The following is a 12,775-nucleotide window of genomic DNA, read 5'->3' on the forward strand; positions in this document are numbered from 1 at the left end:
ATACCCTTAAACGGCTGCCCATATACCTGTTACCGTGGTAGATACATTATGTGTATTTACTTATCTTTACACAATTTGGTTTTTTCACCCTGTCCTACTTACTTGTTGAACATCGAATTCGTTCGGTAAAAATATTTCGAGTTGTTCAAGAAAGATTTCGGTTAAATCCTAAAAAGTATGCTGAGGTAATTTTGACAATTTGTGGAGTAGTAAGATTACGAATTGGGGCACTTGTATTACCAGCAGAAATATACGTGATCGCCTGATTTGAAAATGAATGCACATCACCAGATTTTTTGTCGGATTATTAACAACAAACATCTCAACTCCCTATTCTATCGTCGAAACTCGCTGGATTGCGAAACTGGTTATCGCACCCTATAAGTTAGTCACAGAAATACTTGGGCGGTTTTCGGAGATGTCTCTTGAAAGCTTAGTTCAGACTCATACTCCAGCTTTAGTTTTTGAAAAGGCTAGTTTCTGAATAAAATTTCATTACGACTGTCTACACCGATTTGAGGTAAAGAGTTCATCGCTAAGTGGGGAGTTAGGATACTAGGAACTACTTGAGGTAGTTGCAACTGTTTCATCAAATTTTGTAACAGTTTATCTTGCTCAGAACGGAAACCTGCTGGGTTTGTGCCACGGTTTAAGATTGCAAACCAGACCAAACCGCGATCGCGTGTGGGCATCACACCAGCTAAACTACTGACATCATGCAATGTCCCAGTTTTAATTACAGTCGCAACAGGAATATGTCTGCGGTGAATTGTCCCCCGATGATCCAACCCAGAAGTCAGAAATAAGTCAGCCAAATTCATCTGATGAGCGACTGCTTCCCGCTCTAGCGCCATGAACATTGCACAAATTGCTCTAGGAGAAATGCGATTTTCTGGGCCTAGTCCAGAACCATTGATTAATTGAATTTCTGACTGTGGTACTCCAGCCATATTAACGGCTGTTGATTGGACTACACTAAACCCTCCCACTGACTCTGCTAACATCTCTGCCATATCATTGTTACTAAAAACGTTCATCTCCTTGATCAGTTGTTGTAAAGGCAAAGACCGATGACGCACTAACAAAGTTTGTTGGCGAGTGGATTGTAAATTTACTTTTACAGTACCCGTAATTATGACTTGTGGTTTTGGTGTTCCCTTGGGCATAGTTGAATATTGGAAAATAACAGAGCGGTTCCATGTGGCATAATTTAGTGCTTGTTTGAGCATTTGACCTGCCAAGAATGGATAACGCTGGAAATTCATGGCGAAGTTACCAGTAATTACCAAATTACCTTTTACTTGTTTGATACCTATTTGATTGAGAGTATTTCCTAAAGCTATTCCTTCCTGCCAAACAAACATCGGATCTCCACCACCAGCTATGACTAAATCACCTTCCAATACCCCATTTACTACCGGTCCAGTGGCACTTACCAAAGTCTCAAATTGGTGGTCTGGCCCCCAGGTTTTGAAAGCAACTAATGAGGTAGCAATTTTGGTTAAAGAAGCAGCTGGCAGGGGTGTTGTACCTTGGTGATTAGCCATAAGCATTGGCCCTGACTGTATCCAAATCCCTTGCTTCTCTTTCAAATTCTGTGCTATCAGTTTTGATGTTATTAGCTTCTGAAGATATTCTTGCACTGTAGTGTTTCCAGATGGATTTGGATCTGAGGCAAGAACCAAGCTAGGACTAATTTGCCAAGCTAGTGCATCTAAAGCATCTAAATAATTGATTTGGATTCCAGCTTTTTGTAGCCACAGCGTTACTAAGCCTGAACCTAATAACTCAAGCATAATTTATTCCTCTCTAATATGGGATTACGTTATTTGCTATGCTAAATTCTTCAGTCTTGTAATTCGACTTGTCAATTCTTATGAATTAGCCTCATCAATAAGATGCCAACAGTCAGTAACTCTTACTTGTATTTACTTCACCAGCTTTACTGCAAACTGTACTTGAGACTATAAAAAAGAGCATATTTGATCGAATGTAGAGAATATCTGTTAAGAAAACATCCACAAGATAACAGCCATTTGTGACATAGTTATGACAGAGTTATGACCAAGTTATGGCATAAATATGACGTTCATAAAACTACTATATTTTGCTGGCTATACAGTAGTTTAGCTGGTTAAATATCTGTTTTATAAATTTGAGATAAATTTATTGGAATAGACTATAAACAATTTGTCATTTTGACAGTTTTTCAATGCTTATATACACAAGATAATTAAAACTTTTTATTGAATTAATAATAAAAAATGTTTGTTTTTATAATTGAAAAAATATAAAGTAAAACCAACTAACCAGTGTGAAACTAATTGGTGTTTTTACTCATAAAACCAAATAGTGGAGAATAAACCTTGAATACTCTGGATTTTTCGCTATTAGTATGGTTTGGCTCCTTGAGCGCTGGATTTTTAGGAGCCTTGACAGGCTTGGGTGGTGGCGTAGTAATTGTTCCTTTCCTATCTGTAGTTTGTAGAGTGGATCTCCACTATGCTATTGGTGCTTCCTTAGTATCTGTGATTGCTACATCTAGTGGAGCAGCTTCTGCTTATGTAAAGGAAGGTTACACTAATATGCGGCTAGGGATGTTCCTAGAAATAGCAACAACCTTTGGCGCTGTAGCTGGAGCGGTTGTGGCAGCGAAGATTTCTACTGGAGCGATCGCTACTGTGTTTGGGATTGTTTTACTTTATAGTGCGTACCTATCTCGTAAACCCTACTCCGAAAACATCGATAATTTACCGCTAGATCCCCTGGCAACACGCTTGAAGCTAAATAGTACTTATCCAACTTCTACGGGAGAACAATCTTACAACGTGCGTGGTGTTCCCTTTGGATTTGGGCTAATGTTTATAGCTGGTGTACTTTCCGGCTTGCTAGGTATTGGTTCGGGAGCGCTCAAGGTGCTGGCAATGGATCAAATAATGCATATTCCATTCAAAGTTTCCACAACTACCAGCAATTTCATGATTGGAGTAACAGCAGCTGCTAGTGCGGGAATATATCTAAACCGAGGTTATATCGACCCCGGATTAGCAATGCCAGTGATGTTGGGAGTACTGTGTGGTGCTGTATTAGGGGCACGAGTACTTGTCAGAGCCAGGGTACAACTTTTGCGAAATATTTTCAGTGGTGTGATTTTGGTACTGGCGCTGGAAATGATCTACAAAGGTCTAACTGGGAGGCTTTAAAATGGTTCTAAACAGACGTACTAAGTTTGAGCAGCGTTTTGAGCAATTTATTGGCAATCTGTTAAGAGTCGGGGTCATCCTTGCTACCGTTCTGGTTCTAACGGGTGGAATTTTGTACTTAATTCGCCACGGGACTGAGGTTCCTAATTACAAGTTTTTTCGGGGAGAACCAGCAGAGTTTCGCACTCTAGCCGGGGTAAAAACATCAATATTATCAGGTCGTAACCGAGGCATTATTCAACTAGGACTACTGCTACTGATTGCGACTCCAGTTATGAGAGTGGTTTTTTCTCTGTTGGCTTTTGTTCGACTAAAAGATTATACCTATGTAATTGTGACTCTAATTGTACTGGCTGGGCTGATTTACAGTCTCATTGGAGAAAATTCTTAGATAGGTCTAAGTTGGCTTATTATTACTTATGTTACTCTTGTACAAAGAATAAATACTCCTGTATCTCTTATGACAAGCTGTTGGAGCCGAGGGAGCAGAAGGTGAAGGGTGCAAGGAAAAAATAATAGTTAGTCAATAACTCTACTACAGAGCGGCCTATCTCTTTACCCTCTTCTTTTGGCTAAGGTATTGTTAGTACAATACTTTCTTTAGTAGCTTCAAGAGTTTATTAGAACAGTGTTAGAAGTTGAAAACTCACACGTACACCTTTAAATTACTATTTTGTCAATCATTCTTGTTTATCTTTTTGAAAAAAAATCGAAATAGCTCATATTACTTTATTATTTTAGAGTTTAGATAGAATTACAAGTTTAAAAGCTTGTATAGTATCTAGCCTGATGAGACTACCAAATAAATTTGAATACTCACTTCTAGCGATGTTGGCATTGGTAGATTCCTACCAGAATGGTGATCCAATGCAAAGCAGCGTATTCTTGTTTTACTAGGCTTTCCAACCACTATTTATACTCAACTTGGTGGTCAATCTTTTACCCCTGAGTAGCTTTTCTTCTAACTACCGAAAAAATGGGCGAACCGGGAGTAATAAGGCAGCAAAACAGTCTGTTGGGTTGCCTACGGTAAAAGAACTTGAGATTTTACGTGACCGTGTTTTAAAAGATACTGCATCGGCAGCATTGGAAGTCCCTAATCCGATTAAAGTGATGGCTAATAAACTCAGGCTAGTTGTAGAAAAGACTCGTTCACTTAATCTGAAAAAGTTAGGCATGACATGGGACAGTTTTTTTATATTAGTTGTTTTCATACATTTGTGAAGGAAATAGGTAATGTTGTGCATCTGGACTAAGATTTTCATTTTGCCTAATAATTAAGCATGGTCTTGTGTTGAGCTATTTTGGCAAAAGCTAGAATACTTCTTTTTTTTGTTCAGGTATTCATAGAGTTTGCCATTTAAAAAGCCAAATTCTGGAAAAAGAAATTCATCGTCATTTGCCATGCTTCTTTGGCTGCAACTGCTTCAGATCCTTCCTTTCGGACACTAGCAAAGCCATGACCAGCATCGGGAAAGACGCTGAGAGTATAACGCTTTTTGGCTACAGACAAAGACTTAGTAATACGTTCGTGTTCATCTGGAGTAATTATATTATCCAGCGCACCGTAAACTAACAGCAGAGGTGCTTGCATTGCCTCAACCCGATCTAATAATGACGGACGACCAAATGGATCTTTTTCTGGTGCGATACCACCACCATAAAAACAAACAGTACCTTTAAGTTGATGAGCATAAACTGAATTAGCCAAAAAAGCCAAACGTCCACCCATACAGAAGCCTATCGCACCCACACGGTTAACATCTACCTCTTGGCGGTTGGCTAAAAACTCTAAACCTGAGCCAGTTTCCGCCATAATAATATCTTCATCCAGAGTTTTGATTTTACTAATCCCCGCTTGCATATCTGTATATTGATAAACATCACCATGATAAAAATCTGGAGCCAGAGCAGCAAAGCCCGATTGAGCTAGGCGATCGCATACATCAAACTTAATAAATTCATTCAGGCCAAAACCTTCCATAAAAACTATAACTGCGGGATAAATATCTCCAGCTTGCGGTCTAGCATAGTAGCCTTGCAAATTATCCGCTAGCTTCACAATCTCAGTTTGTATTTCTTTGTGTTTCATGAAGTTTAAAAATTTATGATCTATGTCTTCGTTTTGCTCTTGAGACTACTTATTTCTAAATATCTGCATTGTTCAGGCGCTTAAAATCTTCGTTCAGCCAAAGTCCACCCGCCAGGACGGCTAAGAAGGCGTTGCTGAATCAAAATATGAATCATGCGATCACCTCAAGATTGCGGGCGCTATACGCCCGCACCAGCACGAACCATGCTTGAGATAATATATTACTAATCTAATTGATAGTTTCAGCATTTCTACGGTTTTAGAATAACAAAATATTTTCCGATGTAGCGAAGCCGCGATAATGTCGAAAACGACTGTTTTCTCCTTCTACCCGTGTCATATATGTTTTACTAACAAGGTGATCACCTGAATCAACAAAACATGGATAAACTTTATAACCACTTAGGACATTGCATAGCGATGGCTACGCCCGCCGAAGGCATCGCTCTAATTCATATTTCTATTTTGCAACGCCAATTTTTTAATTTAAAAACTACTACTCGTATGAGCAAGGTAAGGGCGTTGGAAACACTGTAACCCAAGTGTTTAAACTATTTACTGTGTACCCTATTTCTGAAAAAAAAACGCTCAAATACTTTCGGTTCAATCCTTGTAAATATCCATCAAAGGGTATCTAGATGACTTGACTATTAACTATGAATTAAATGATGTCAATTTATTAAGTATTGAGAGATTTGTTATTTACCTAAAATCTGGTTTTACAGGAAAAAATTCTTCATCCTGAATTTGGAATTGATCAGTTGTTCTGCAATATATTGAGCCAGCCATACGCCCAATTGCTTGGAGCTTGTCCTGGTTGATGTTAAAACCATCATTTACCAGTTCATCTTCAACGAAAATATGCACTACTTCTCCAATGACAATATTAGCGCTACCCACTGGTACAATCTGTAAGGTTTTGCATTCAAAAGCTATAGGAGATTCTCCTACTCGGGGTGGACGGACAACCTGACTGGCTACAGGGGTCAAATTGGTTAAACTATACTCGGATTCTTCGTAAGGTAATGGAGCTGCGGTTTTAGCCATTGCATTAACATAGGCTTCAACGGTTATATTAATAACAAATTCTCCTGTACCACCTTCATGTGGAAACATCACATTACGTAACGAATCCTTTGGCGAACGATCTGACTTACGACCTGTGACACTAAATAACAAGGCCATCGGCGCATGTCCCAAAATATTAAAGTAAGAAAAGGGTGCTAAGTTTGCTATTCCATTTGTTGAGATGGTAGAAACTACCGCAATTGGTCGGGGAACAACGCAACCAGTCAAAAGCTTATAGCAATACTCTGGAGATAGATCATTCGGATTGATATCCATCGGCTTGCTTCCTTAATATTAATGCGGAGTATAGCCAAGCAGTAGTCGATTTTGAGCATCTTGTCTTCTGAATCTATTCCACCGCTATCACAACCTGATAAATGAGATGATGCTCACTGATTTGCTTGAATCAACCGAAAATCTAAATAAATGCTAATTTTTCGTGAGATTTGATTTTTTATATTGTTGACACTAACATAGTATATCTGCAAATTAACTATGTCAAGCTCAACATAAATGAATGGACTAAAGTACTTATTATTAGCCGGACTAACGTTGGAACCTCGTTCTGGCTATGACCTCACTCAGTGGATTGCTAAAGCAGCTCAACATTATTGGGCTGCTGATCACAGCAGTATTTATCCGGCCTTAGCTGCACTGGAACGCCAGGGGTTAGTGATCTTTGAAGTAAAGCCGAGTGAACGCGGCCCCAAAAGAAAAGTATATTTCATCACAGAAAATGGGCGAAAAATCCTTTTGGATTGGGTAGATATCTCGCCAAATAGATCAGAAATTCGTGACGAATTTCTGATTAAAGTTCTCTGTTACGATTTCTTGCCGCCTGAGAGAGCAATTTCACATCTTCAGCTAACCCGAAAAGTCTATGTTGAGAAACTGTTTTGGTTTGAACAATCAATTTGTTTGTTAAATCAATATGATCGCGATGGTACATATCCTTACGCTGGTCGGTTTGGTATCTGGTTAACTATCCGTAGGGGAATTTTATCAGCAAAGGCTATCATTGCTTGGTGTGATGAAGCAATCGCTCTAATTCAAACAAAGGTGGAAGCAACGCGATTTGATTAGGTCAAATCAAAAATCAAAAAGCACCCAAAACAGAATTGCTCTTGCCATCTGTTTGTGCTGCCATTCAGAAAGCATTGGCAGTAGGTAAGCGCAGCACCAGAGAAAGCAAGCAAAATACCATTTTTAGCTTCAGCAAACTTTAGCCATTCATTGATATTTTTAAAAATTTCTAAAAGCTTAGAAGAAACTTCATCCATAAAACTTTAGCGCCCTTCTCAAGAATGGGGAAATACCATGACGCAACAGGCAAGCAAAGCGTTGAACAAGCAGGTAAAACTTGCCCTGGAGAAAACTATTGACCTGCGATTGCTAGCAGTTGAACCACCCAAAGAAAATGCCCAGAAATGTCTACGGTTGATGGGCATGGCGTTGAAGAATCTAGCCAGTGCTATGAACAATACCTAGGCATTGGAGGCAGCAGCGCTAATCCTGAGGAGTGAGCCGACACCAACTGCGATGGTCGAAGACCCGCCTTCGGCGATCGCATATCGAGCAGAGCAACTAGAAATGTTGCCCCAAGCGGTTACTGACATTCGGCAGGTACTTGCAAAACCTGGGTGTAGCTGGCAGGACTATTGAGCAGTGGCGCAAGAGTATGAGGTAATTAAACAGGACTAATGGGCGGAATTAACTACCTAGGAAACAGCAACAAGCAAGAGTTAATGACATTAATTTTAGCTCTATTGAGAATAGACTTTGCTTATTGATATGATGCGGTCGCTCTGGGCTAAATTAGCCCAAAATTCCATCGTCCCTACCCATAATTGACCATTGCATTCCAATCCAAAAGGCACTATGCCGACGGTGTAATAGTTTTAATTTTTTTAGACGACCAACATATTTTTGTAATCTTTTTGATTTTAACTTGCGATAGAGCAAAGCTGATTTTACTTGACGGGAAATGCCTCTTTCAACAAAGAAATAGAGCCATCAGCAATAAACCGTACACCAATGGCTAGGATAAAAAAACCAAAAACTCGATTTAAGGCTCCTACACCATTTCTTCCTAACCTTTTAATTAATGGCTCTCCTAAGACAAGACACAGGTAAAGGCTAATTCCGATTAAAACAATTCCCACTAAAGATTCTAGATACTCTACCCAATGATTAAAGCTAATCGATAAACTCGTTACTACACCAATTGCTCCAGGGCCGCTGATCAACGGCACTGCCATTGGTGTAAAAGAAATATCCTCTTTTTCCATAGCTTCATTTTTTTCTGATGGAGTTAGGCGTTGACGAACTGTAACCATTTCCCACGCTGTATGAGCAACAAGTAATCCACCTGCTAGCCGTAACACATTTAATGAAATCCCAAAAAATTCTAGTATCCATCTGCCAGCTACTAAAAACACAGCTAAAACTAAAACTACATTGATGGCAGTTTGTAATGCCTGCTGATGACGCTCAGATGATGTTTCTGTTGCTGTTAAAGTGTAAAAAACCGGAACTGCACCTATTGGATTGGCAATTGGGAAAAGAGCTATAAAGGTTGCTAATGTATTTGGAATTAACGACATTATCAATATTTGGTTATCTAGGTTCCTTAAAAGCAGAGTTTAGCAGAGAGTCGGGGTCAGAGAAAGAGAATAGACTTGCCTGTGGCAATAGACTGCACGACGCTGGCGCTTGTGGATGCTGCACAGAGTAATCCCGCTTTGTTGTTGGCTGAAAATCAGAATTGTGTTGTTGAGCCGAGGGACTGTCATGAAGGTACTGGTTCCGCCGCGCCCGTTGCACAAAATCAATTTTTTTCCAAGGAAGCGATCGCTAATCAAACTCAGGAGCAGGTAGAACAGGGTTATTCAGCTACGTTGTCAGGAGAAAACCAAGTTTCTAGTGTTGAGGTGAAAGGCTGTTATGAAGGCACTGGTTCCGCCGCATCCGTGCCAAATTCTGAAAAATGGTCACATGAGGCGATACTTGCAAGGTCAAATATGCGACCTGAGCGTATGCAAAAACTCAAACTTGTGGCGAATTCGAGGGAGAATCCGGGGTTTAACTTTTTGCAAGAATGCTGGAATTATGATCCGGCTTTGCAAATTGTGATCAAGAAATTGTGCGACTCCAATTTAAGTTGATTAAATCTAAGACGTAATCAACTGAGTTATCTATATAATCTTCTATTTTTTCATTACCAACCCTGAGGGGGCGACATGAAAGCTAAAACGTAGATAAAATAAGCTCCATAGCCATCATACCTTGTAAATAATACTCAATCTTATTGCGGTTTAATCTCATTAATTTTTGAACAATACACCAACAATTATCTATGAAACTTACCCAAGTTTGACTATATAAACCGACATAAAAACTGCTATGTCTCCTGGTCACTCGTCCATATTCTTTGACTCTACCAATATATTTTTGTACACCAATACGCTTAATTTTTTGCCCTTAAAAAGTGGACATACTATAAGCAAAAGATATGATTAAAATTATTGATATCAAGCGTTCCCCGGAAACATTTGTATCTTCTAATTTGTAGCCACCACTTTTAAAGTCTCGAAACATTTATTTAATATCAAAACGTTTTTTATAAGCATTTATAGCCGAGTTAAGGTCGGTTAAATTTGTTAAGATAAACCATCCTTCTTCTGTTAACCATCCTTTCAATTCGCGCTGCCATTTACCAGCTAGATTGAAACCTGCAATCTTCTGAGCTTTTGTGACTTTGATATTTTGTAAAAATAAAGAAACACCCGGTTTCAAACCTAAGCTATCAAGGGAGTGCCAAATTTCATCTTCATTTTGAATACATTCATTCTTTTTTTATCTCAATCCATTTCTGTACTTTTTGCTCCCTGAGCCAGTTGGCCAATTTTACAGAGCAAAATTCTCTATCACCTAATACAACAGTTTGATATTTTTTGAATAAGCCTAGTAATCGAGAGAATATTTTTGATTGCTCCTCAAAATTACTATTTACCAATCTAGGTAAAAATTCCCAATATATTGGGATAGCTCTTTTGTCATAAATTAAACTAATCATCATCAAATTTTTTCGCTGCCATTTAGTCCGATCAATTACCAAATAAATTCTTTGATTCTCCGGAAAAATTTGACTTAGCCAGGTTTCTATTATCGGAAACCAGATTTCTTGAATATTGAGTATTGGCAGCGATAAGAATCTTTGAATTTTCTTGCGCCTACTTTCAAATAATATTGGTATGGGTAAGGCATTTGCTATTTTACCTAGACTAACTTCTTTAATATCTTGTAGTACATTAATCAGCAGGTTTAAAAACAATAATTGTGACTCGGAGAGTTGATTTTCTAAGTTATTTTGATACAATAGAGGTAACATTTTCAACAGATAGGTCTTCTTGACAATGATTGACCTATCTTTTTCTACCATAATTTGGTCAAACCTTTATACAATCTGCAATGTGGACTGCATGTCGCCCCCTCAGGCTTATGTTGTAGCAATTAGAAGTAATCATGGAGTCTGGCTGCCAGCCAATCAGAGCGTTAGAGCTAACAAGTGGTGCAAATTTGAGAGAACATTTAGTAATCAGAAATCCGAAGTCAGATATATCCGAGAAATAATTTATGGTAAAAAAAGAGCCATAACTTACTGGGAAATAACTACTGATCCAGAAACAATGCCGGAAAATTCTACTTCATTTGTCATGACAAATCTTCAAGGAAATCTCAAAAAAACTTTAGGCGATTTATATGGATTAAGAACCTGGGTATAATATGGGTTTCGACAATGTAAACAGGAACTTGGCTGGACAGATTATCGCTTGACAAATTTTCAACATATAGAGAGATGGTGGGAAATTATTTTTTGTGTTTACACAATGATTAGTTTAAATTCCCCAGCCTTGTTAGCCCTAAATCAATCTCTTCAAATTGAAACTGAGGTGACAGGTACTAGTTGTGCTAATTGTGTAGATTTTTCTCATAATCAACAATGGAATCATGATTCTGGATGGAAGAATACTCTTAATAATCTTCGTTTAATTGTCCAACCTCTTTTACTATTTTGGCTGATTTATCTCTGGTTAGATATTTTCCCGAATTCTCATTTATTGCTAGGATTTAATCATCTAATTTGTGCCATGAACCAATTTAAACCCTTTTTGCTTCTGGATGATTTCACTTATTTACTACTTGCTTATCCCGGAAAGTGATAGAAGAGGGGTATAATCTGGTTCTTTTTGTTTAACGCAAAGAATGAATTTACTACAAAAATGAACCCCTATTGCTTGGCAGCCGACGGCTGCCACAAACTCACCCCCCCTATAACAATTATCATTATTATTCAGATTCATGCCTAATTCTCTGAAAGTACTGTGTGGTGAAGTGTTGGGGAATCCCACCTTGATTATCGATCTTTAATATTTAGATGCGTTTGCCCTACACCGCCACCCAATTCCCTAATAATTTCATAAGACTCCTGGAATTTCGATGAATTTGAGCAGTTACTAACTGCATCTGAAAAATCAACTCTATAGATTATTCATTAGCTTGCACAGTTAAATCGGCGTTTTTATGTTGAGTAATGTTTCGCCAACGGTATCCGTATCTCGGCTTAATGCAACAAGGGGGTGATGTGCTGCTGCGAACTCATCGGCAACAAGTGCCGATAACGTAGAGAGGTCCAGCGCCAGCGCAAACCCGCAGATGATTTCGGCAAGACAAGGAGACTTCCCAGTGCCATCACAGCCGATCATCTGTAGAGCTTCGCGTTGATGGGGTAGACGTGTTCCCCCGCCTACTGTGCCGATCAGTAGGCTAGGAAGGACTAAGCTCGCATAAACGGCCTCGCCGTTATCTACCAGATCCATTGTCAAGTGTCCAACGCTGGACTCGTGCACACTCCCAATATCCTGTCCTGTGGCTGTGAAGATCGCTGCTACCATGTTCGCAATGTTGATGTTTACACCGATCATTCCGGACGCTACCCCTCCCGCGGCGAGAGAGTGGTAGCCACGGACAAGTTGATCTGGTGTCACATTCAAGATCCGCTTCGTAACTTTGCCGCTGAGTTTACACTCGGCTACTACTCTTGTACCACGACCGAACATGAAATTGTTGTACGTGACTTTTTTGTCATTGGATAAATTTGACTCGATAATAAAGCGATTAACCTTGATTCCGAAAGTCTTGGAAATTTGATCCATGATCCAGTGGCAGGCTTGCCAGGTACAGCCGGTAGTCATATTTTGACCAGCTGCATCCGCAGAGTCATAGACAAAGTGCATATGCAGATCGCGACCGGGAGCAATGCGGTTTTGTCAGATCCAGTAAAAAACAAGCGATCGCAAAAATAAAATCTAAGTAAGAAGTAACTTTATTTACTAAATATGTGCTGGTAGCC

The 12,775-nt window shown here is 39.2% G+C and carries 13 protein-coding genes and 4 pseudogenes; 9 read left to right on the forward strand and 8 right to left on the reverse strand.

Translation table 11 applies throughout. The features are described from left to right. The first annotated feature begins 277 nt into the window (after positions 1–277). Positions 278–484: a hypothetical protein gene (locus H6G86_RS36190; protein ID WP_190938409.1), complete on the forward strand. Its 207-nt coding sequence runs from the start codon at positions 278–280 to the stop codon at positions 482–484. Here H6G86_RS36190 and H6G86_RS36195 read toward each other — a convergent pair. Then, a complete protein-coding gene (locus tag H6G86_RS36195) occupies positions 474–1,796 on the reverse strand; it encodes a D-alanyl-D-alanine carboxypeptidase (protein ID WP_190938410.1) in 1,323 nt (440 codons plus the stop codon). The two genes, H6G86_RS36190 and H6G86_RS36195, sit on opposite strands and share 11 nt — an antisense overlap. Before the next feature lie 570 nt (positions 1,797–2,366). Between H6G86_RS36195 and H6G86_RS36200 the strand changes: the two genes are divergently transcribed. From H6G86_RS36200 to H6G86_RS36210, 3 genes are all read left to right on the forward strand, one after another. Then, entirely contained in the window at positions 2,367–3,203 is an 837-nt protein-coding gene (locus H6G86_RS36200) for a sulfite exporter TauE/SafE family protein (RefSeq protein WP_190938411.1), read from the forward strand. A 1-nt stretch (position 3,204) separates the two neighbouring features. Then, a complete protein-coding gene (locus H6G86_RS36205; protein ID WP_190938412.1) occupies positions 3,205–3,594 on the forward strand; it encodes a DUF1634 domain-containing protein in 390 nt (129 codons plus the stop codon). Positions 3,595–4,130: 536 nt separating this feature from the next. Next, the gene (locus H6G86_RS36210) at positions 4,131–4,427 is read left to right on the forward strand and encodes a hypothetical protein (protein ID WP_190938413.1); all 297 of its coding nucleotides are present in this window, start codon (positions 4,131–4,133) and stop codon (positions 4,425–4,427) included. Between the two features lie 136 nt (positions 4,428–4,563). Here H6G86_RS36210 and H6G86_RS36215 read toward each other — a convergent pair whose 3' ends face one another. Together H6G86_RS36215 and H6G86_RS36220 are read right to left on the reverse strand one after the other, a co-directional pair. Then, the gene (locus H6G86_RS36215) at positions 4,564–5,295 is read right to left on the reverse strand and encodes a dienelactone hydrolase family protein (protein WP_190938414.1); all 732 of its coding nucleotides are present in this window, start codon (positions 5,293–5,295) and stop codon (positions 4,564–4,566) included. Between the two features lie 159 nt (positions 5,296–5,454). Continuing rightward, positions 5,455–5,704: pseudogene (locus H6G86_RS36220) on the reverse strand (IS1 family transposase); the annotation flags it as partial. Between H6G86_RS36220 and H6G86_RS38450 the strand changes: the two are divergent. Further along, positions 5,677–5,832, forward strand: a complete 156-nt coding sequence (locus tag H6G86_RS38450; protein ID WP_206758464.1) for a hypothetical protein — start codon at positions 5,677–5,679, stop codon at positions 5,830–5,832. The pseudogene H6G86_RS36220 and the gene H6G86_RS38450 sit on opposite strands and share 28 nt — an antisense overlap. 165 nt (positions 5,833–5,997) lie before the next feature. On the opposite strand, the gene H6G86_RS36225 is transcribed toward H6G86_RS38450, so the two are convergent. Beyond that, a complete protein-coding gene (locus H6G86_RS36225; RefSeq protein WP_190938415.1) occupies positions 5,998–6,639 on the reverse strand; it encodes a flavin reductase family protein in 642 nt (213 codons plus the stop codon). 237 nt (positions 6,640–6,876) lie between these two features. On the opposite strand from H6G86_RS36225, the gene H6G86_RS36230 reads away from it, so the two are divergent. Next, positions 6,877–7,446 (forward strand): PadR family transcriptional regulator, encoded by a 570-nt coding sequence (locus H6G86_RS36230; RefSeq protein WP_190938416.1) that lies wholly within the window; start codon positions 6,877–6,879, stop codon positions 7,444–7,446. Here H6G86_RS36230 and H6G86_RS36235 read toward each other — a convergent pair. After that, positions 7,443–7,643 (reverse strand): Pycsar system effector family protein, encoded by a 201-nt coding sequence (locus tag H6G86_RS36235; protein ID WP_190938420.1) that lies wholly within the window; start codon positions 7,641–7,643, stop codon positions 7,443–7,445. The two genes, H6G86_RS36230 and H6G86_RS36235, sit on opposite strands and share 4 nt — an antisense overlap. A 13-nt stretch (positions 7,644–7,656) precedes the next feature. On the opposite strand from H6G86_RS36235, the pseudogene H6G86_RS36240 reads away from it, so the two are divergent. Beyond that, a pseudogene (locus H6G86_RS36240) lies at positions 7,657–8,022 on the forward strand (hypothetical protein); the annotation flags it as partial. A 311-nt stretch (positions 8,023–8,333) separates the two neighbouring features. On the opposite strand, the gene H6G86_RS36245 reads toward H6G86_RS36240, so the two are convergent. Further along, positions 8,334–8,966 carry a MarC family protein gene (locus tag H6G86_RS36245; protein WP_190938417.1) on the reverse strand — a complete coding sequence of 211 codons (633 nt, stop codon included), beginning with the start codon at positions 8,964–8,966 and terminating at the stop codon, positions 8,334–8,336. A gap of 81 nt (positions 8,967–9,047) precedes the next feature. On the opposite strand from H6G86_RS36245, the gene H6G86_RS36250 reads away from it, so the two are divergent. Beyond that, positions 9,048–9,527, forward strand: a complete 480-nt coding sequence (locus H6G86_RS36250; RefSeq protein ID WP_190938418.1) for a hypothetical protein — start codon at positions 9,048–9,050, stop codon at positions 9,525–9,527. 53 nt (positions 9,528–9,580) lie between these two features. Here H6G86_RS36250 and H6G86_RS36255 read toward each other — a convergent pair. Further along, positions 9,581–10,753: pseudogene (locus H6G86_RS36255) on the reverse strand (IS4 family transposase). Positions 10,754–10,859: 106 nt separating this feature from the next. Here H6G86_RS36255 and H6G86_RS36260 point away from each other — a divergent pair. Further along, a pseudogene (locus tag H6G86_RS36260) lies at positions 10,860–11,585 on the forward strand (transposase family protein); the annotation flags it as partial. 345 nt (positions 11,586–11,930) lie between these two features. Here H6G86_RS36260 and H6G86_RS36265 read toward each other — a convergent pair. Beyond that, complete coding sequence (locus H6G86_RS36265; protein ID WP_313931621.1) at positions 11,931–12,683, reverse strand: hydroxymethylglutaryl-coenzyme A reductase family protein; 753 nt, start codon at positions 12,681–12,683, stop codon at positions 11,931–11,933. Positions 12,684–12,775: the final 92 nt, after the last annotated feature.

The sequence above is a fragment of the Nostoc sp. FACHB-133 genome (assembly GCF_014698055.1).
In the GTDB taxonomy this organism is placed as follows: Bacteria; Cyanobacteriota; Cyanobacteriia; order Cyanobacteriales; family Nostocaceae; genus Nostoc.

What these genes read in the sequence shown, in the direction of transcription:
- H6G86_RS36190 (WP_190938409.1), top strand. Translation starts at nt 278, where the DNA reads ATGCACATCACCAGATTTTTTGTCGGATTATTAACAACAAACATCTCA.
- H6G86_RS36195 (WP_190938410.1), bottom strand. Translation starts at nt 1,796, where the DNA reads ATGCTTGAGTTATTAGGTTCAGGCTTAGTAACGCTGTGGCTACAAAAA.
- H6G86_RS36205 (WP_190938412.1), top strand. Translation starts at nt 3,205, where the DNA reads ATGGTTCTAAACAGACGTACTAAGTTTGAGCAGCGTTTTGAGCAATTT.
- H6G86_RS36215 (WP_190938414.1), bottom strand. Translation starts at nt 5,295, where the DNA reads ATGAAACACAAAGAAATACAAACTGAGATTGTGAAGCTAGCGGATAAT.
- H6G86_RS38450 (WP_206758464.1), top strand. Translation starts at nt 5,677, where the DNA reads ATGGATAAACTTTATAACCACTTAGGACATTGCATAGCGATGGCTACG.
- H6G86_RS36225 (WP_190938415.1), bottom strand. Translation starts at nt 6,639, where the DNA reads ATGGATATCAATCCGAATGATCTATCTCCAGAGTATTGCTATAAGCTT.
- H6G86_RS36230 (WP_190938416.1), top strand. Translation starts at nt 6,877, where the DNA reads ATGAATGGACTAAAGTACTTATTATTAGCCGGACTAACGTTGGAACCT.
- H6G86_RS36235 (WP_190938420.1), bottom strand. Translation starts at nt 7,643, where the DNA reads ATGGATGAAGTTTCTTCTAAGCTTTTAGAAATTTTTAAAAATATCAAT.
- H6G86_RS36245 (WP_190938417.1), bottom strand. Translation starts at nt 8,966, where the DNA reads ATGTCGTTAATTCCAAATACATTAGCAACCTTTATAGCTCTTTTCCCA.